The organism is Streptomyces sp. NPDC051636 (genome assembly GCF_044453765.1).
Lineage (GTDB): Bacteria > Actinomycetota > Actinomycetes > Streptomycetales > Streptomycetaceae > Streptomyces.
Map to the genome: position 1 here is coordinate 246673 of NZ_JBITDA010000008.1, position 19514 is coordinate 266186.

Annotated in this window: 15 protein-coding genes and 1 pseudogene; 8 read left to right on the forward strand and 8 right to left on the reverse strand. The window is 70.0% G+C overall.

What is annotated here, in order from left to right:
* Positions 1–44: 44 nt before the first annotated feature.
* Positions 45–506, forward strand: a complete 462-nt coding sequence (locus tag ACIBBH_RS17630) for a MarR family winged helix-turn-helix transcriptional regulator (protein ID WP_399405467.1) — start codon at positions 45–47, stop codon at positions 504–506.
* Positions 507–620: 114 nt separating this feature from the next.
* Here the strand turns inward: ACIBBH_RS17630 and ACIBBH_RS17635 are convergent, their stop codons facing one another.
* The 3 genes from ACIBBH_RS17635 to ACIBBH_RS17645 all read right to left on the reverse strand — a co-directional run bounded on the left by ACIBBH_RS17635 (position 621) and on the right by ACIBBH_RS17645 (position 4469).
* Positions 621–2192, reverse strand: a complete 1572-nt coding sequence (locus ACIBBH_RS17635; RefSeq protein ID WP_399405469.1) for a flavin-containing monooxygenase — start codon at positions 2190–2192, stop codon at positions 621–623.
* A gap of 184 nt (positions 2193–2376) precedes the next feature.
* Positions 2377–3714: a PucR family transcriptional regulator gene (locus ACIBBH_RS17640; protein ID WP_399405471.1), complete on the reverse strand. Its 1338-nt coding sequence runs from the start codon at positions 3712–3714 to the stop codon at positions 2377–2379.
* A 140-nt stretch (positions 3715–3854) separates the two neighbouring features.
* Positions 3855–4469 carry a cysteine hydrolase gene (locus ACIBBH_RS17645; protein WP_399405473.1) on the reverse strand — a complete coding sequence of 205 codons (615 nt, stop codon included), beginning with the start codon at positions 4467–4469 and terminating at the stop codon, positions 3855–3857.
* Between the two features lie 113 nt (positions 4470–4582).
* On the opposite strand from ACIBBH_RS17645, the gene ACIBBH_RS17650 reads away from it, so the two are divergent.
* Both ACIBBH_RS17650 and ACIBBH_RS17655 read left to right on the forward strand, forming a co-directional pair.
* Positions 4583–5284 (forward strand): FadR/GntR family transcriptional regulator, encoded by a 702-nt coding sequence (locus ACIBBH_RS17650; protein WP_399405475.1) that lies wholly within the window; start codon positions 4583–4585, stop codon positions 5282–5284.
* Positions 5281–6651, forward strand: a complete 1371-nt coding sequence (locus tag ACIBBH_RS17655) for an FAD-binding oxidoreductase (RefSeq protein ID WP_399405477.1) — start codon at positions 5281–5283, stop codon at positions 6649–6651. The genes ACIBBH_RS17650 and ACIBBH_RS17655 overlap by 4 nt, the downstream gene beginning before the upstream one ends.
* 392 nt (positions 6652–7043) lie before the next feature.
* Here the strand turns inward: ACIBBH_RS17655 and ACIBBH_RS17660 are convergent, their stop codons facing one another.
* Positions 7044–7643 (reverse strand): TetR/AcrR family transcriptional regulator, encoded by a 600-nt coding sequence (locus ACIBBH_RS17660; protein WP_399405479.1) that lies wholly within the window; start codon positions 7641–7643, stop codon positions 7044–7046.
* Between the two features lie 458 nt (positions 7644–8101).
* Here ACIBBH_RS17660 and ACIBBH_RS17665 point away from each other — a divergent pair, with 458 nt between their 5' ends.
* The 4 genes from ACIBBH_RS17665 (at position 8102) to ACIBBH_RS17680 (ending at position 11434) form a co-directional block, all read left to right on the forward strand.
* A complete protein-coding gene (locus tag ACIBBH_RS17665) occupies positions 8102–8893 on the forward strand; it encodes an SDR family NAD(P)-dependent oxidoreductase (protein ID WP_399405551.1) in 792 nt (263 codons plus the stop codon).
* A 73-nt stretch (positions 8894–8966) separates the two neighbouring features.
* A complete protein-coding gene (locus tag ACIBBH_RS17670; RefSeq protein WP_399405481.1) occupies positions 8967–9743 on the forward strand; it encodes a response regulator transcription factor in 777 nt (258 codons plus the stop codon).
* Between the two features lie 146 nt (positions 9744–9889).
* A complete protein-coding gene (locus ACIBBH_RS17675) occupies positions 9890–10618 on the forward strand; it encodes a dioxygenase (protein ID WP_399405483.1) in 729 nt (242 codons plus the stop codon).
* A gap of 429 nt (positions 10619–11047) precedes the next feature.
* A complete protein-coding gene (locus ACIBBH_RS17680; RefSeq protein WP_399405485.1) occupies positions 11048–11434 on the forward strand; it encodes a hypothetical protein in 387 nt (128 codons plus the stop codon).
* Between the two features lie 23 nt (positions 11435–11457).
* On the opposite strand, the gene ACIBBH_RS17685 is transcribed toward ACIBBH_RS17680, so the two are convergent.
* On the reverse strand, positions 11458–13896 hold the full coding sequence (locus ACIBBH_RS17685; protein WP_399405487.1) for a SpoIIE family protein phosphatase: 2439 nt from the start codon (positions 13894–13896) through the stop codon (positions 11458–11460).
* 490 nt (positions 13897–14386) lie between these two features.
* Positions 14387–14803, reverse strand: a pseudogene (locus tag ACIBBH_RS17690) (transposase); the annotation flags it as partial.
* A gap of 142 nt (positions 14804–14945) precedes the next feature.
* Between ACIBBH_RS17690 and ACIBBH_RS17695 the strand changes: the two are divergent.
* On the forward strand, positions 14946–15545 hold the full coding sequence (locus tag ACIBBH_RS17695; RefSeq protein WP_399405489.1) for a TetR/AcrR family transcriptional regulator: 600 nt from the start codon (positions 14946–14948) through the stop codon (positions 15543–15545).
* 89 nt (positions 15546–15634) lie between these two features.
* Here the strand turns inward: ACIBBH_RS17695 and ACIBBH_RS17700 are convergent, their stop codons facing one another.
* Positions 15635–15934, reverse strand: a complete 300-nt coding sequence (locus ACIBBH_RS17700; protein WP_399405491.1) for a hypothetical protein — start codon at positions 15932–15934, stop codon at positions 15635–15637.
* 160 nt (positions 15935–16094) lie between these two features.
* Complete coding sequence (locus ACIBBH_RS17705) at positions 16095–19421, reverse strand: BTAD domain-containing putative transcriptional regulator (RefSeq protein ID WP_399405493.1); 3327 nt, start codon at positions 19419–19421, stop codon at positions 16095–16097.
* Positions 19422–19514 lie beyond the last annotated feature (93 nt).

A 19514-nucleotide genomic window follows, 5' to 3' on the forward strand; every position in this document is an offset into this window, starting at 1 on the left:
GCGATCGATCAGGAGCTTATATAAGTCTGCGATACATTTCCAGGGTGACTCCTACTCAGCATGCCGACGTCAACACCGACTTGGATGTCGATGACCTCACCAGGGCGATCGAGAACTTCAACCGCTACTACATCCGGCTTCCCGCGGTGCAGAAGCTGTCGTTCACGACACTGTCCGTGCTGGACACACTGGCCACCAGCGGTCCGAAGCGGCTGACCGAACTCGCCAGAACCGAACAGATAAGCCAGCCAGGGCTCACGCAGCTGGTCACCCGGCTCGAGCGCGACGGTCTCGTGGAACGCCGCCCCGACCCGACGGACGGACGCGCCGTCCTCGTCCACATCACCGACAGCGGCCGAAAGATCGGCCAGGCCCGGCACGAGTACCGGAGCCGTCACCTGATCCCGCTGATCGGGCGGCTGACGCCCGCGGAACGACAGGCGATCGCCGCGGCTCTGCCCGCCCTGACCCGCCTGGCGGAACTCGGGGCCGAAGCCGGACGGTAGGGCCCATCCGTTCCCCGAACGTGTCGGCCACGCCCACGGACCGACGACGAGGGACGACGGTCCCATGCGTCGGACGCCAGGGCCGCCACGGTCAAGCGCGGCATGTGCGTGGCCCTACCGCTCGGAGACATCCCGTAGCTTTCCGGCGTTGAGCCCCGGGGCTCCCAGTTGTGCCGTCTCCTGCAGGCGGTGCGCCGCGCGGGCGGCCGTTGTATGGCAGGAGAAGTGGAGGTTTTCGTCCTCTACGGAGTCTTCCCGCAAGAGTTTGACGTCGGCCTGGTAGTCCATCGACATCAGCCACGGCTCCTTGGTGCCTTGGCGCGGCAGGTGGTCGATGGCCCGCTTGATGTAGCCGGCTTCGAAGTCGAGCAGTGGGCGGGTGGGCATGTCGGCGTCGCTCAGCTCCGGGCAGCAGATGGTGTGGCCGTGGGCGTCCATGTAGGCGAGCAGGCGGCAGAAGTGCTCGCACAGCAGGCCGACCTTCAGTGTCCAGGAGGAGTTGGTGTAGCCGACGGAGAATGAGAAGTTGGGCACCCCGGACAGCATCATGCCCTTGAACGCGACCCTGTCCGGCAGGTGTACCTTCGCTCCGTCGACGGTGAGCTGGATACCGCCGAGCGCCTGCACGTTCAGCCCGGTCGCGGTCACGATGATGTCGGCTTCCAGCTCGCGCCCGGAGGACAGCCGGATGCCGCGTTCGGTGAAGGTGTCGATCCGGTCGGTGACGATCGAGGCGCTGCGGTTGCTCAGCGCGTCGAAGAGGTCGCCGTCCGGCACCACGCACATCCGCTGGTCCCACGGGTCGTAGGGCGGGTCGAAGTGCTCCTCGACCGGATAGCCCTTGGGTAGTCGGCGGGTGTTGACCCAGCGGATCAGCCGCCGGGCGCTGCGTGGGAAGCGCTGGCAGAACCGCCAGATCGCGGCTTGCTGGGCGATGTTCTTGCGTCGCGTCCACGCATACCCGCGGTGCCGGCCCAGGACCTTGCGCAGGAGGTGGGCGATCTTGTCCGTGGAAGGGACCGGCAAGATGTAGGTGGGGGTGCGCTGCAGCATCGTCACGTGGGCAGCCGTGCCCGCCATGGCCGGCACGAGGGTCACCGCGGTGGCGCCGCTGCCGATCACCACGACCCGCTTGCCGCGGTAGTCGAGGTCCTCGGGCCAGTGCTGCGGGTGCACGATCAGGCCCTCAAACCGTTCGGTGCCCTCGAACAGCGGCGTGTACCCCTGGTCGTAGCGGTAGTAGCCACCGGCGCAGAACAGCCACGCGCACGACAGGCTCAGCCGCTCGCCGGTGTCGGTGCGCTCGACCTGGACCGTCCAGCGAGCCTCGGTGCTCGACCAGGCGGCGCTGCGCACCGTGTGGTGGAAGCGCACCTTCTTGTCGATGCCGTTTTCCGCAGCGGTCTCGTGCAGGTAGGTGAGGATCTTGTCGCCGCGGGCGATGGCCTCCTCTTCCCAGGGCTTGAAGGCGTAGCCGAAGGTGTGCAGGTCGGAGTCCGAGCGGATGCCCGGGTAGCGGAACAGGTCCCAGGTGCCGCCCAGCGCGCCGCGCGTCTCCAGAATCGCGTAGCTGCGCTGCGGGTGCTCGCTCTGCAGGTAGTGGGCCGCCCCGATGCCGGAGATGCCGGCACCGACGATCAGTACATCGAAGTGCGCGGTACTCGGCGGTGCCTCTGAGACGGACATGAGCGGCCCTCCGGTGATCTGTTCGTCGTCGCCCGTCCATGGTGCGGCCGCACTCAGGACGCCGGAAGGTGTAATCAGCACCCGCTTTCGGGACGGGTGGTGCACTGTGCACCCGGCGATGTGCCGCTACGGAACCACGCTTCACTCCTTCGTCCCAGCAGGCGGGCACGGGCCGAAGGCCGGTTCATCCGTCGCCGCGCCAGTGCAGGACGTCGAGGGCGACCGCGATGCGCACCGTGTTCCCAGCCAGAGGGTGGGGCAGGAGGTGCTGGGCTCGCTCAAGTCGGCGCAGCAGGGTGTTTCGGTGGGTGAAGATGCGGGCTGCGGCTCGGGTGGCGTTGCATTCCTCGTGGATGTAGGCGGACACCGCCTCACGCAGCTCCGGCGCGGCCGTGGCGAGTCCGCCCAGGGTACGCCGGACGAACTGGTCGGCCTGCTGCGGTTCCTGCGTCACCAGAGCAACGATCTCGACCGTCTCGAAACGGGCCACAGGGTGGACGGTGTGCAGGCGCGCCATCATGCGCTGCGTGGTCATGGCGTTGTGGTGACTGCGGCGAAAGCCTTCCACGCCGTGCCCGGTACTGCCGAGGGCTACCCGGGCAGTGGGGTGGCTGTCCAGGTGCTGCTCCAGCCGGTTCGTCGCCGGCAGTGCGGCAGAGGGGAGCCACACCCACAGCATCGCGGCACCGACCGTCACACTGAGGAAGCGAGACACGTCGGCTGCTTTGGCCAGGGTGTCGACCGCGCGCTCCAGATCGCCCAGGTCCGACTCTGCGGCGTCACTCCAGACGATGGCCGCGGTATGGGTCTGCTCCAGCTGGTAGCCGAGCCGGGCCGAGGCCCTGTCCGGGTGGATCGGCGCCCCGTTGAGCAGCAGGGTCACCACTTCTCGGCGCTCGGCATTCGTACCGTGGGTCAGCTCGTCGCGCTCCGCCTGGATCTGTGCCGAGACCGCGGCGATGGTGGCGTCGACGAACGCCGAGATCGACCGGCTGGAAACATCCAGCAGCTCCCGCAGCTCTGCGGGGTCGGACGTCAGCTCGAAAGCGATCGACATCCAGCGCAGCCAGGCCGCGTTCTGACCGCTGCGATAGGACTGCAGGGCCGAGTCGTTCAGCCCGCGGCGGACCAGTTCCCGGGCGGTGGCCAAGGCTTCCGGGCCGACGTTCGCCGGCACCGGAGCACCTGGGCTGCGCACGTTCCACGTCGCCCAGTGCAGGACGTTGGCGCGGCTGGTGCGGCGGATCTGAGAGGTGAGATCCGGGTCATCGGCCAGGGCTTGCATGTACTCCGCCGACAAGGTGGCGTCCTCTATCTCGCGCAGCCACTCCTCCGGAGAACGCGCAGCCACCGCGGCGCCCCGCCCGATCAGCTCACGTATCCGGTCAGATGGCATGTCGCGCTCCGTGAGAGGGGTGCACAAGGGCGGTCGGATATGGGGATCGGCTGCCGACCGGCCCGCGCCGGCCCCCTCACAGCGGCCGGCGAGGCTGCGCAGTGCTGCCGGCGCGTGGTATTCCACTTCCCGAACGCTGGTGGCGGATCCCGCCGCGGGATACCGTCCGCCGACCCTGCCTGCGCACCAGGGCCGCCGACGGGGCGATCGAACCCGAAGGAGAGCACTCTGGCCGGCCAAGCCGCTGGGGCGGGGTGACGGTGGGACTACAGGGCGGCGATGACGTCGGCAGAGGTCATCGGCAGCGAGAACATCGGGAAGTCGTAGGAGATGGCGTTGTCGTGCTCCTCCTGCGAGGTGGCGGCGACGCAGTCGGTCAGGGTGATCACCCGGAAGCCGTGCTCGTAACCGGTGCGCATGGTCGACTCCACGCAGCAGTTGGTGAGGAAGCCGCCGAGGATGATCGTGTCGATGCCCTTGCTGCGCAGGATGAAATCGAGGTTGGTGCTGGCGAAGGTGTCGAGCCCGCGCTTGCCCTCGATGACGATGTCCCCGTTCGCCGGAGTGAGCTCGTCGACGATGGCCGCGCCCCACGTGCCCTTGACGAACGCCTTCCCGTCGACGACGCCTTTGAGGATGCCGTACGGGTGTCGGGTCAGCTCGCCGTAGCCTTCCGCGAAGGTGATCGGCGCGTGCATGATCGACACTCCGGCCTGCCGAGCGGCGTCGACCACGGCGACGGTGTTGGCCAGCATGCCGGTGCGCTGCATGACGTCGGCGACCGCCCCGTGCAGCACGCCGCCGTCGCTGGTGAACTCGTTCTGGTACTCGATGAGCACGATTGCGGTCTTGGCCGGGTCGAGCTCGAGCTTCTCGGTCATGGCGACACCTGATTTCCGCGTCTTTGAGGTCGTGGCCTTCTGTGTCCTGAGGCACATCGAGAGGCACGATAGCTGCTTGTCTGACAAAGAGACAAGCAGCTATCGTTCGTTCCATGACGATCTCGCCGGTATCGCGTGTGCCCCTGAGCCTGGAAGTGGCTCAGCGCCTGCGGGTGGCCATTCTCGACGGCACATTCCCCGCCGACACCGAGCTGCCCACGGAAACCGAACTCGCTCAGTCCTTCGGTGTCGGGCGGTCCACCATCCGCGAGGCGCTGCGGGTGTTGCAGGCGCACGGTCTGATCAGCGGCGCGGATACCGTTTCCACCGCGCGTCCGCGCGTCACCCACGAGCGCACGGCGGGCGCGGCGGGCCTGGCGCTGAGCACCGCTTTGCAGGTCGGCGCGATCCCGCTGGCCGACCTGGTGGCGCTGCGCACGCTGCTGGAGGCGGAGGCGGTACGGCAGATCACGTCCGTGCCGGATGCGGCTCGCTCCTGCCTGGTGACCATGGTGGCAGCGGTAGAGAACGCCGACATCCATACCTTCCACGCCGCTGACGTGGACTTCCACGTGCAACTCGCCTACGCCGGCGGTAATCAGGCGCTGGGGTTCGTCATCGGCGTGCTGCGTGAGTGCATCGCCGGCTACCTGCTCGACGCGCTCGCCGCGGTGGCCGATCAGGGAGCGGTGCTCGCCCGTCTGCTGGCCGAACACCAGGCGATCGTCGACGCGCTGGACGCGGGGGAGACCGAACGCGCCGCCGAGCTGGTCGTGGCGCACGTCCGTGGTTTCTACGAGCCGGAGACGTCATGACCGAGGTGGTCGCGGACGTCGCCGCCGCCCTCGCCGCCGCGCTGCCGGGGCGGGTGGTCACCGACCGGGACGCGATGGAGGCCTACCGCCGTGACCAGTGCCTGCTGGCTCCCGCGGGGCGCCCGGCGGCGGTGGTGCGTGCCCGCTCGACCGATGACGTGATCACCACGCTGCGCACAGCCGGCGACCATCTCGCCCCGGTGGTGACCCGGGGGGCCGGCACCGGGTTGGCCGGCGCGGCCAATGCGATCGACGGCTGCGTCGTACTCTCGCTCGCCGCGATGGACCGGATCCTCGCCCTGGACGTGCCCGGCCGGACGGCAACCGTCGAGCCGGGCGTGCTCACCGGCGATCTCGACGCCCGCGCCCGCGAGCACGGCCTGTGGTATCCACCGGACCCGGGAAGCAAGGCGATCTCCACCATCGGCGGCAACCTGGCGACCAACGCAGGCGGCATGTGCTGCGCCAAGTACGGGGTCACCGCCGACCACGTCGCCGCGCTGACGGCCGTACTCGCCGATGGCCGCGTGATCCGTACCGGTCCGCCGACCCGCAAGAACGTCGCCGGGCTCGACCTCACCCGGCTCCTCGTCGGCTCCGAAGGCACCCTGGCGGTGATCGTGGACGCCACCGTGCGACTGCGGCCGTTCCCGGCGGCCACCGCGACCGTAGTGGCCGCGTTCCCGACGCCCCAGCAGGCAGTCGACACCGTGCTGCAGATCACGGCGGTCGCCGACCCGGCAGCGGTGGAACTCATGGACCGCACCTGCATTCGCGCCGTCAACCGCCTGACCCGCATGGGCTTGGACGAGTCGGCCGGGGCGCTCGTGCTCGTCCAGTGCGACGGGCCGGCCGCCGATCAGGAGGCCGCCAGCTGTGCCAGGCTGGCCGAAGCCGGCGGCGCCACCGAGGTGCTGCACACCGCCGACCCGACGGAAGGCGAGATGTTCATGCAGGCCAGACGAACGGTGTACCCGGCGCTGGAGAAACTGGGTACCACACTGCTCGACGACGTCGGCGTCGCGGTCCAGGACCTTCCCCGACTGCTTGCCGCGATCGAGCGGACCGCCGCCGACCACGGCGTGCTGATCGGCACCTTCGGCCACGCCGCCGACGGCAACCTGCATCCGACCGTCGTCTACGACGCCACCGACCGTGACGCTGCCGACCGTGCCGGTGCTGCTTTCGACGACATCGTGGCCGCAGCGCTCGCGCTCGGCGGCACGATCAGCGGCGAGCACGGCGTGGGCTCGCTCAAGACGCGCTACCTCGACGCGCAACTCGGTCCCACGGAGCGGGAGTTGATGACCGGCATCAAGGCCGTCTTCGACCCCAACGGCATCCTCAACCCGGGCCGCGCGTATTAGAGGGGTCTGTCAAACTTCGTCCGGACTCTCGTACCGCTTCAGGATGTACCACTGCGGTCTCGTCCACCGATGCTGTCACCTGGTGCCAAGGTCAGCGGGTACGGGTAACGACCGCGGGGCCGACGTCGCGTCGTGTCGGCACCGTGCTCACTCCGACGGGCCGGTTGATGTGACACGGCGGCCCGCAGCTAGGGCGAGTGGTCAGGTGCCCGCGTCCGCGGGCCCGGCCGCGTCAGCGGCACGCTGCGAAGTCCTGGGTCCACCAGGGGGCGCCGTCACTGCGGGTCGCGCTGCGCAGGCCGGGGCGGTAGTGACAGCGGGGCAGCGTGTGCGGTGCCCGGCCATGGACGGCCCGCAACCACGGCCCGCCTCGTGTCCCCGGGGTGTCGCCCCTACGCCAGAAGGCCTTGCTCGGTCGACTGGCCGGCAGCCCCTCGTGCGAGCAGGAGGAGGGCGTCGACCAGGTCGTCTGCTGGGCTGCCTGTAGCCAATCGCCGGAGTTGCAGACCCATCACCAGGGCGACCGTCGTGGCGGCCAGGCGTTCCGCGTCCGGGACGCCCAGGGCTGTGAGGATCTGGGTGGCGAGCCGGTCGTAGGCCCTGAACGCCTCCGAGGCCGCCTCCCGCATTCGTTCGTCGCGCCCGGCGTGTATGTACAGCTCAAAGGGCGCGAGATGCGCGCTGTCGAGCGCCGTGCCGCACGCCACCTGGCCGGCCAGAGACGCTGCGTCCTCGACGTCGATGCCCTCCGTCTGGCACTGGTCGGCCAGCTCGGTGAAGTGCCGTGCCTCCTCGCGCACGAAGTGCAGCAGGCTTTCCCGCAACAGATCGTGCTGGGTCTCGAAGTGGTATGTGACCGAGCCGAGGGAGACTCCGGCTTCCTTGGCGATCCTCCTGTTGGTGAGCGCAGCGACCCCGCCCTCGCCGATGATCTGCAGGACGGCTGTGATGATGCGCTGGCGCGTCGGGGCGGAGAGGGCGGCGTTCGACATGCCATTCATTGTTCCACCAGCGCTCTCCCGCCTCGGCCTCGGGCGGTGGCGCGAGAACAGCATTGGTATGCGCACCGCTTGGCCGCCTCGGCGGAAGTGGCGCAGATGCCGCTTCCTCTCTGCCAGCGGGGGTCGCGCTGTGACGCTTGGTGCAGGCCCGTGCAGTCCCTCATGAGCCAACGGTGCCAGGCAGCGGCAGTCGCCCTCCGGCGGGTTCGCGTCCGGACCACTGACCCCTGTCGACGGCTGTGCGCCGCGTACTCCACCGCACTGACCGTGTTCTGCCCGCCTCTCGTCGCTCTTGATCGGCCTGCGGCGTCACCGCAGTGACGTCTTTGGCTATGTCTGACGTTACATCACATGCCTTACGCGTACGGCCCCTTCCTTGATGCCTCCGGTGGACAGCATCACCCACTCTCCCTATTGTTCGTTCGAACGAACAGAACCGGAGGGTGGTCATGCACATTACTGGGGCAACTGTTCTGCTTACCGGAGTCACCGGCGGCATCGGCGGGTCGCTCGCCGCCCACCTGTCCACTCGCGGCGCGGACCTCATTCTCACCGGCCGGCGTCGCGAGGCGCTGGAACCCCTCGCCGAACGCTATGGGGCCCGGACGATCCTGGCCGATCTCGCCGACGCCGATGACGTGCTGCGCCTCGCGAAGGAGGCCGCCGGTACGGACATACTCATCGCCAACGCAGCCCTGCCCTCCAGCGGCGACGTACTCGACTACACGCCGGCGCAGATCGATCGAGCGCTCGCCGTGAACCTGCGGGCACCCGCGCTGCTCGCGCGATTGCTCGCTCCGGACATGGTGGCTGCCGGGCTGGGGCACATCTGTTTCGTCGGGTCGCTGTCGGGGATGGCGGCCACCAAGTCGTCGTCCATGTACGCCGCGACGAAATTCGGGCTTCGCGGCTTCTCGCTGGGCTTCCGCCAGGACCTGCACGGTACGGGCGTGGGAGTCTCGATCGTCCAGCCGGGTTTCGTACGCGACCTGGGGATGTTCGCGAACACGGGTTCGCCGGCGCCCGGCGGCGTACGCACCGTTTCGCCGGAGCAGGTCGTCAAGGGCGTGATACGGGCGATCGAGCGCGATGTCGCCGAGATCAACGTCGCCCCGCTCGAGCTGAAGTTCCTTACCAAGATCGCGTCGCAGTTCCCGGGATTCTCGGAGCGGGTGCAGCGGCTGGCGGGGGCAGAGCGGACCGTGGACGCGATCGTGGCGGCGCAGCGGTCGAGCCGCTGAGGCGCGGGGACCGATGTCCGGCTCGTGACCGGGCGCCAGCCCAGCCTGAGAGGCGGGCGGGTGACCGATCGGATTGCCGGAAGTCGGCGCATCGGCAGGACGTGGAGTCGGTGACCGGGGGAGGGAAGCGACACCGCGTCGCGACGCCTGCCGGCTGATGGAGGACTGCCTGCCGGTGATACGTGACGAAGCGCCGCGGCGGCATCCGTGCGCGGCCCTGCACACAACCGGCGCACTCCATGTGGCTCTTGGTGACCTCGATGCGGCTGAGGCCGCATTCGCCGACGGGCTGCGCGCCGCGCCCCCCAACTCCCTGCACGCCCTGTACCCGGTGGAAGGTCTCGCCGTCGTGGCGGCGAAACAGGGCGAGGTGAAACGCGCGGTCCGGCTGGCGGCCTCCGCTGCGGCGGTGCGGACCCGCGCCGGTGTGCCCGCCGAGCCGGAGTGGCAACGGCAGGTCCACGAGGCTGTCGCTGAGGCGAGGCGCCACAGGCGTGCGGCGAGTCAGAACCTGGCCGCAGCCGCGGCACACCGACTGGATGGTGACCGGCTTGTTGCCTACGCGCTGCGGCTTTCTGCCCGCCAGCCGTCCGGGAGCGGCCAAGGGGACTCGGAACCGCCGCTGACCGCACGCGAGTACCAGATCGCCTTGCTTGTCGCCGAAGGCCTGTCCAACCGCGAGGCCGCCGAAAAGCTGGGGCGGTCCACCGCGACCGTGGCCTCTCACCTCAACAGCATCCGGGACAAGCTCGCCCTTCGGTCCCGGACGCAGATCGCGCTGTGGGCCGTCGCCCAGCTACGCGACGGCGACAACCCGCCCTCGGACCCACGGCAGGACGGTGATTCGTAACGCCCGGCCGGTCCTCGTTCATTCGGTCGTGGTGTGACGCGTCCCCGCACGTGATCGTTGACGGGCATCAACCGGTCCCCCCACGCAACGGGCACGGGCCCGGCTCCCCTTCTTCCCGAGCCCGTCAATGCCCACGAGGAGCTGACATGTCGCAGGATCACAGCCCACAGGATCAGCCGATCGCCGCCGTCTCCCCACCGCTTGCGGACACGGGGCCCCACGCCTTGCCCAGGCCGGAGCCCGCGGACGAGGCCCTCGCTGCGAGTACTCACTCCTGCCGCACCTTCATGCGGGCCGGCTCCATCGGCGTCACGACGGCCGCGAAGGCATTACCCCTGGCCCTCACCCCTTCCTGCAAGGGCGAGGAGACTCCGGCCCTCATGGAAGGGCCCCTGTTCAAACCGAATTCCCCCGAGCGCACCAACTTGCTCACCCCCTCTGTCAGCACTGGTGTGTACCTGCAGTTGCGCGGCCTGGTGTACGACACCGCCTGCACACCTGTTCCGGACTGCCAGATCGAATTTTGGCAATGCGACCAGTACGGCGACTACGACACCGCCGGTTTCACCCTGCGGGGCCATCAACGGACCACCGCACGAGGCACATACCAACTGGACACGATCATCCCACGGGACTACTGGGGCCGTTGGGGACAGCGCGCCCCGCACATCCACGCCCAGGTGCAGGCGCCCGACGGACCGGTACTCATCACCCAGCTGTTCTTCCCGGACGACACCGAGGCATACGACCGCGACTTCGCCGCCCTCAACGCACGCGACCGGCTGCTGAACCGCGCCTGCACCCTCACCCTCGAGAAGCAGCAGAGCGGCGGCTACGTCGGGGCGTTCGATTTCGTCATCGCGACCAAGGCCTAGCAGGCGGCCTCCAAGCAGACGAGGAAGGAGCGTCATGCCGGAAAACCTCCCGGACACGCCTACCGTGCGGAAGAGGTGGCGGGCGGGACTCGCGGGTCTGGTCGCCTGCGCGTCCGTCGCCGCTGTCGGACTCGCGGCCACCCGCGACGGTACGGGAGCTCCGGACATCAACGTTCGGGCAGGTGCAGCCGTTCCCGGCAGCTCGACCGTATGGGCTGCGGGAGTCGCCCGCGAAGACCTGGTACCGGCGGTGTCGCGGCTGCGCTGACGCCCCGTACCGCCCAGCCGTGGTGGGCCGTCCTACTGGGGAGAGGGGCCGGCCCACCACTCGGCATTCTTGGATTGCTGGCACGTTCACTGCGCAGTGCACCGTGCCGGCGGGATACCCCGGTGTGCTCCCGCCGGTGAGGGCGGCTGCCCTGCGATCCCTTGGGCCCTCTTCGTACGCCGGCGGCCGGCCTGGCGCGCGCGCCCTTGGGGAGGGTCCTGAACATCGTGCTGCTGGCCGCGTTCCTCGTCGCGGTCCTGGTGGCAGTGGTGGCCACGGCGCTGCTGCGGCGGCAGAGCCGCCCGCGCCCCCTCGCCGCCACCGGCACGACGCCCCACCAGGCCCATCGGGCTCTCGCGGCCCCGGTCCGCGCTGGGGTGCTGGCCGGGGGCGCCTCGTTGCTGTCGCCTCCGGCAGCCGGTTCCGGCGCCGTGCCCGGGCGGATCTGCGTCGTGCTGGACGCGGACATCGTCTGCTTCGGTCATGGCGAGCCGCTCGTCGGCGACGCTGCGACGGTCTTGTGTGCCGATGCGGCGCGGACGGCGTGAGGTGGCATACGGTCCAAGGCGGTTCAGTCGGGTATGGCCTGCTCGGCCCAGATGGTCTTGCCCCGCTCGCTGTACCGCGTCCCCCAGCTCTGAGTCAGCTGAGTGATGAGGTAGAGCCCGCGGCCGCCCTCGTCCGTGTCCCTCGCCCGCCGCACGTGGGGAGAGGTGCTGCTGCCGTCCGACACCTCGCAGATCAGGTTTCGGTCGCGGATCAACCGCAGCGTAATGGGTTCCTCTCCATAACGGATGGCGTTGGTGACCAGCTCGCTCACGATGAGTTCCGCGGTGAACGACTCTTCTTCCAGACCCCACTGCGACAGTTGCCGGGACGTCAGCTCTCGGGCGGAGGAGACCTCTTCCTCTTCGGCCCTGATGGGCCAGATGACATGACGGTCCGGCGACAGACCGTTCATGCGAGCCACCAGGACGGCAGCGTCGTCCTGAGGACGCGGCGGGAGCAGGTGGCGGACCAGCGCGTCGCACACTTCTTCCGGGGCGGCCGACGTGGGCGTGCGGGAGAGCTTGTCGCGCATGCGGCGCAGCCCGATTTCCAGCCCCTGCTCGCGCGACTCGACGAGGCCGTCGGTGTAGAGGACCAGAAGGTCACCGTCCTCCAGCCGGATCCGGCCCGATTCGAACACCACACCCCCCAGGCCCAGGGGCGGACCACCCGGCAGGTCGAGGAAGGACACCGCGCCGCCCGACGAGACCACGGCAGGGGGAGGATGGCCCGCCCTGGCCATCACGCACTGGCGGGAGACCGGGTCGTAGACCGCGTACAGGCACGTCGCTCCGGCGGGCTGGGACCCTTCGTCGCCACGCTCGTCGAGGAACCGGTTCATCTGGTCGTCGAGATGTGCCAGCAGCTCCTCGGGAGCCAGGTCCAGGTCCGCCAGTGTGCGCACCGCCGTCCGCAGACGGCCCATGGTCACGGCGGAGTGCAGGTCGTGGCCCACCACGTCGCCCACCACCAGGGCGACCCGCCCGCCAGAGAGGGGGATCACATCGAACCAGTCGCCCCCCAGACCGGTGTGCCCGCTCGCCGGCAGATAGCAGGACGCGGTGCGCACCGCTGACGGCGCCGGCAGCCGCTGGGGCAGGAGACTGCGCTGCAGGGTCAGGGCGGTCGTCCGCTCCCGGTTGTAGCGGCTGGCGTTGTCCACGCACACCGCCGCGTGCGTCACGATCTCCTCGGCCAGCAGTACGTCCTCTGTCTCGAACCCGAGCGGATTGCGGGAGCGCATGAACACCGCCGCGCCCAGCGCAATGCCTCGCGCGAACATCGGGACGACGAGCCAGGAGTGGACCTCCGGCCCGACGGAGGGACATGTCCGGGCGGTTGGGACCCCGGCAGGGGAACCGTGCAGGTCGCTGCCGGTCAGAAGGACGGACTCTCTCCTGGCCAGTGCCCGGCAGAACGGCGAGCCGGGCACCGCCGCAGGCACGTCCTGATCACCGACGGCCACCACCCCGGCATCCTGTCCTTGCGTGTGTTCCCCCTCGTGCCGCCATGCGGCCCGCCGCAGCGGCGGAGGATGCGGCGCGGGGCCGTCCCGCGGTTCCTCGGCTTCGAAGACGGAGTCGAGCAGGTCGACGTAGCAGAGGTCCGCCAGGCGCGGCACCACGACCTCCGCCAGTTCCTGGGCGGTGCACCACAGGTCCAGGGTGCTGCCGATTCGCATGGCGGCCTCGTTCGCCAGCAGGAGTCGCTCGCGCGAACGGGCCCGGTGGGTGACGTCGGAGACCGCGTGCGCCAGCGCGATCACCCTCCCTGAAGGGTCTCTCAGTGGCAGGATGGACTCGGACCAGACGTATGTGCGCGGTGAAAGACCCGGAACGACATGACCGGCCACTTCCGTGTCGATGAGGGCTTCGCCGGTCGCCAGCACCCGCCGCTGCCTCGCCTCGAAGGCGTCCATGTCCAGCAGGCCGGGCGGGGCCATCTCTCGCATGGTGTGTCCCGCGTACTGGGTTCCCCGGAACACTCCCGCACGCCGTTCCGCGAGGTTCAGGGCCACGAAGCGCAGGTCGGTGTCGAAGACGTCAATGTGGAAGGGCGCGTCGGTGAACAGGCCTTTCAGCAGTGCGCGACCGAGATCGTAGGCACGGACGGCCTCTGTGTCGGCGGCCTGGACCAGCCACTGACGTCCGCCGGCGACCGAGGCCAGGGGCCGGACCCACACGTCGGCCTCCAAGGGCTCACCGCTGGCCTGCCTCAGGATCAGCGGCCCCAGCCGGCCGCCCACCTCCGGATCCCATCGCTGGACGATGTTCGCGGCCTCGCCCGGGTGGTACAGGAGCTCCGCCGCAGGTCGGCCCAGGACCTCCTTTGGGAAGTGGCCGAGCATCCGCTGGGCCCCTGCGCTCCAGCCGGTCACCCGCCCGAAGGCGTCCAGTACCGCGTCAGCCTTCCCTCCGGGCTCGGGCAGTTCCCCGTCGCCGCGGAAGGTGATGTCCCGCATCCCGCACCTCTGGCGTCCGCATACTCCGCATACCGAAGAGCGGCAATTTCAACGTTTGGTGACTAAAGCGTTATAAATACTACATCTACGTCTGTCTTAGCGTCCCGGCGCCGTCCTCTCAGCGCCGCCCCTCCAGCCCCCGACCCCCGTGGCTGTACGGAGAGCGTCCGCCGTGCGGTCCCGCGGAGCGACATCTGGACTGACACGGCGGCCGTCATCGAGATCCTCCCGTTGCGACCGCCGGGCGAGGCGGTCGCCTTCGATGACGACATTGCCGTTGGTCCGCGTCCGCCAGGGGCGGGTCCAGCGAGGGCTGATGCCCAGCTGGCGGCAGGTCTGGCGCCAGCTGGTAGTGGTGTAGGCCAAGGCGTTGCCGGTCAGGACCGTTCGATGGCGATTCCTTGCCCGGTGAACCGGACGGCAGCCCGCTGGAGCGAGGCAGCGCATGTCGCGGCGGTCTCATCCGGCAGGTTCTCGGTGTAGGCCAAGTCCGCCCTCGGTCGGTGGCACAGGCGAGGGAGACGCCGATCTGGGAGTTCTCCGTCCGCCCGGCGGTGCCGGAGTACTGCCGTTGCACTCCGGCCGACCGCGTCCCCTTCTTCAGAAAGCCGGGGTCGTCCACGATCAGGACGGCGTCCTGGTCGCCGAGCTGTCGAGCACGTAGTCACGCACGTCGTCGAGAACCTCATCGGCGTCCACTCGATCCGGTTCAGCATCCGGTGGATGCGGTCCGGACCGTCATGACCGGCCTCCTCCGCCAAGGTCCAGCCACTCTTGCGCGGCAGCGGGGCGATGAGCCCCGCATGTAGGCCAGTGCCGACTCACGCGGCTCCGACCTGCTGAAGCGGTGCAGGAACCGACCGGTTCGACATCCTTGACCGAGGAGACCGACCCGTTCTGCCTGCACACAGTCGATGCTGCGGCGATGCTTCGCGTGTTCGAGGGGTGGCCCGCATGGATGGGTGGGTTCTCCTGCACGTCGCGTACAAGAGGTACGATCGACCGTATGGACACTGGGGCGCGAACGATTCGTCACGCGGGCAGACACGGTGTCGATCACTGACAAGCGCCTGCTCAAAGGGGCACGAGCGCGTCAGACCGTACTGCGGCGCGCCGTCGACATCGCCTCCCTCGACGGGCTGGACGACGTGAGCTTCGGCCGTCTTGCGGCCGATACGGGCATGAGCAAGTCGGGCATCCAGACCCTCTTCAGGTCCAAGGAAGTGCTCCAGCTCGCGACCATCGATTATGCGGGCGAGATGTTCATCGACGCGGTCGTCCGCCCGGCGAGGGAAGCGGCTCCCGGAGTCGACCGGCTCCGCTCTCTGATCGAGCACTGGATCGATTACGCCAAAACCCCGTTGTTCGAGGGCGGCTGCTTCCGTGTCGCGAACATCGCCCGTTTCGACAGCAAGCCGGGAACGATCCGCGACGCCCTGTTCCGCAACCAGCGGGAATGGCTCGACACCATCGGGAAGGAATTGCGGAACGCCGTCGGATCCCACGAGATCGCGGAACTCGACATCGACCTCGCGGTCTTTCAGATCGATTCCGTGCTCTGCGCGGCCAACACGGCTCTGCGCCTCGGAGACGAAGACGTCATCGCCAAGGTTCGCCGCACCGTGGAAAATCTTCTGAAAACGGGCTGAACACTCCACGCGCCGGGCCGTGCGGCGCAAGAGGTGCGGCCGCCTCCCGGGACTCGCTACCCGGAGGCGCCGGCACCTGCTGCACGTCGTCACGCCTTCGTCGGCGGCGCCTTCGGCAGGAGGAACACCAGCAGGGCCGCGAGCGCCGCGATGGCGAAGGTCGTCAGGGACGTCAGTGCGAAAGCGTGTCCCGCCGCGTGCACCTTGTCGCCCGAGGCGCCACCTGTCTGGAAGGAGTGGAAGAACACCGCTCCGACGACCGCCACGCCCAGCGCAGCGCCGACCTCCTGGGCGGTGGACAGCGAGCCCGAGGCCACGCCGGCGGACTGCGGATCGATCCGTGCCAGGACCGTGTTGAGCAGCGGGGTGATCAGCAACCCGCCGCCCACGCTCTGCGTACCCCTCGGACCTCCGCGACACGAACGAGGACATACGAATCACGCTGCTCGCGGCGCTGTGCTCCTCCCGGCAGGCGCAGATTGGCGGCGGCTCCCGCGCCGGAGGCGTGCCGCCCGGAGCGGTGGCGCAAGTGGTCCAGCCGTACCACCCTCATTCCCGCCCGGTGGAAGCGCTGTCGAGCAGAGCGATCTGGTGGTCCGCCGTGAGGCCCCGCCCGTGGTCGAACGCGGCGGCAAACCCGTCCTCGCCCAGCGCGTCGCGCGCGCGGGCGGCGGCCCGGTCCACGTCGGCGCGTTCGCCCTGGGGGAGTGGTGCGTCGACGGAGTCCCGGATGGCGGCGGCCGTACCGAGCAGCGACGCGGCGTACTCCATGTGCCCGTCGGTGGCCCGGGCCCCCGCCAGTCCTTCGAGGGCGAGCGCCAGGGCACGGGGGTCCCCGGTTCTGCCGGCCGCCGCGAGACTCTCCCGGTGCAGCGTCTCGGCGAGCCTCGCATCGCCGCGCTGCTCGGCGACGAAACCGAGTTGGGCAAGGGTCAAGGCCTCTCCGGAGGCCACGCCGAGGCGGCGGTTCCACTCCAGCCAGGGGAGCAGATGGGCCTCGGCGGCGGCCAGGTCGCCGCGTCGGCGGGCGCCCATCGCCAGCCCCATCGCGGCGAACTGTTCGGCCGGGCGGTGCGACTGCTCGGCGGCGAGGCGCCGGGCGCGCTCGTGAAACTCCGTCGCCTGCGCGTCGTCGCCGGTGAGCAGCGCGACACGGCCCAGTCTGGCCAGCCGGAACGAGACCTGCGTCCAGAGCTGGAGTTCCTCCGCGCTGCGCAGTCCGTGCCGGTGGAGGCGGGCCGCGCCCTCGTAGTCACCGGCGATCTCGGCGAGTACCCCCAGCTGTTCCGATGCCTGCAACCGGCCCCAGAGGTCACCGAGTTCGGCGAAGAGGGCCGCGCTGCTCTCGGCGTTCCTCCGCAGGGCCGCAAGGTCGCCCTCGTAGATGGCCCAGGTGGCACGGGTGCTGAGCGCTGCAGCCTCGCCCCAGCGGTCGCCGCTTGCCCGGAACTCGGCAGGCAGCGCGTCGAGGTCACGGGTGGTCCGGTCGCCGAAGCCGCACCGGGCGAATGCCAGCAGCCACCTGCCCCGCGCGTCGGCACCCTCGAAGGTGTCGCCGAGATGCGTGTCGTCCCCGGTGAGCAGGGCGAACGCGGCCCGCCTGACGCGGGCGCCGGCACGGGCCGCGCCCCGGCCCTCGGCAGCAGCTGCGCCGTGGGGTGGAGTCCGCTGAGGTGACGCGTCGTGGGGTGGGGCGCCCGTCTCCCGCCCGTCGGCACACTCCACCACCGGATCCTGCTGCGCACCTTCCAGCGCGCACCCCAGCGAGCGGACGGCCTCGCCGATCCGGCCGCGCAGATACCAGTACCACGCCTGTGCGTTGACCAGGCGAAGCGCGAGATCGGCGGCGCTGTCCGCCACGGTGTGGTCCAGGGCGGCACGCAGGTTGGCCGTCTCGCTGTCGAGGAGGCGCAGCCAGTGACGCTGGTCGCGGCCGTGCAGCAGGGGTGCCACGTGCTCGGCCATGTCGGTGCAGTGGAGTGCGTGCCGACGCCTGAGCTCCTTGGTCTCGCCCGCCTCGTCGAGCCGCTCCAGAGCATAGGCGGTGACCGATTCGAGCATCCGGAAGCGAGTGCCGTCGCTGTCGAACGCGGCGACGACCAGCGAACGATCGACGAGCCGGGTGACGAGGTCCATCATGTCGTCGGCGGCGACGTCCCCTTCCCCGGCCGTCGCGCCGGGCGGGGCGCACACACGCTCGGCGGAGTGCAAGGTGAACCCTCCGGCGAATACGGCCAGCCGGCGCAATACGATCCGCTCGGGCGGGGAGAGGAGTTCCCAGCTCCAGTCGATCATCGCGCGCAGCGTGCGCTGGCGTGCCGGGGCGTCCCGGCGCATCTGATTGAGCAGCCGGAAGCGGTCGTGCAGACGGTCGGCCAGGGTGTGTACGCCGAGTGTCCGTACGCGGGTGGCGGCCAGCTCCAGGGCCAGGGGTATCCCGTCGAGGCGCCGGCAGATGAGGGCGACGGCCTCGCTCGTCTCCGGAGTCAGGGCGAAGCCGGGCGTGGTGGCGGCGGCCCGCGCCGCGAACAGTGCCATGGCCTCGCGGTCGGCCAGCGGTTCCACGGGATGGAGTATCTCCCCGGAGATGGCCAGGGGCTCCTGGCTGGTGGCGAGGATGCGGAGCCCGGGAGCTCCGCGCAGCAGGTGATCGGCGAGCACGGCCACCTCCTCGACGAGGTGTTCGCAGTTGTCGAGGACGAGCAGCAGCCGGCGCTGGGCGATCGCCTCCGCAAGCCGGTCCCGGGTCGTGCCGGCGCCGCGCGGCAGGCCCGCCACGCCCGCCGCGTCGTCGTCACGTAGGCCGAGTACGCCCGCCACGTTCTCGGCCACGCCGCCGCTGGTGCCGCCGAGTTCCACGAACCAGACGCCATCGGCCCGGACATCGTCGACGTCCTCCTCGGCGGCATCCGGTGCGTCCCCGGCCGCGTCCGCCAGCCGTGCCGCCGCTGCCAGCGCGATCCTGGTCTTGCCGACGCCGCCCGGTCCGGTGAGGGTGACCAGACGGTTCCCCCGGACCAGCGCACACACCCGCGCCACCGTTTCATGCCGGCCGATCAGCGAACTCACCGGCGTCGGCAGGTTCGTCTGTGGCCGGGCGCTCGTGGTGGCCGGGGTGGGCACCGGCGCGAGTCCGGGGTCCTGCCGCAGGATCGCCTGGTGCAGTGCGGCGAGTTCGGCGTCCGGGTCGATGCCCAGCTCGTCGGCGAACCGGCGTCTGAGGTCCTGATAGGCGTCGAGCGCCTCGCTCTGCCGACCGGTCCGGTAGAGGGCGAGCATGTGGGCGGCCCGCAGCCGCCGGCGCAGCGGGTGGGCCGCGACCAGTTCCCCCAACTCGTCGGCCATAAGGCTGTGTTCGCCGAGTTCCAGCCGCAGCTCGGCGAGATCCTCCTGAGCGGTGAGGCGCTGCTCCTCCAGGCGGGCGATCGCCGCCTGCGCGAAGCCCTCGTCCCGGAAGTCGGCGAACGCCGCTCCGCGCCACAGCCCGAGCGCCTCCGACAACAGCGACACCTTGGCGCGCGGGTCGGCTGCCGTCCGGGCACGTGCCGTCAGTTCCATGAACCGGCCGGAGTCGACCGCGTCCTCGGGCACCCGCAGCGTGTAACCCGCCGGGCCGTACTCCACGAGCGCGCGGGCATCTGCCCCGCCCTTCGCCAGGGCGCGCCGCAACTGGGAGACCTTGGTCTGCAAGGTGTTCCCCGGGTTGCCCGGCAGGGACTCGCCCCACAGGTCGTCGATCAACCGGTCCACCGGTACCGGACGCCCGTGGTGCACCAGCAGGTCGGCGAGGAGCGCTCGGACCTTCGCCTCCGGTACGGAAACGGGATTCCCGTCGCCCGTACGGACCGTCACCGGACCCAGCACCTCGAAACGCATGCCCGTCACGCTAACGCGTGTGCCGTCGGCCGTCGTGAGCGGTCCGTCAGCAGTCCGTGCGCGGGCCCCCGCATCGTGGTTCCCGTGATCGAG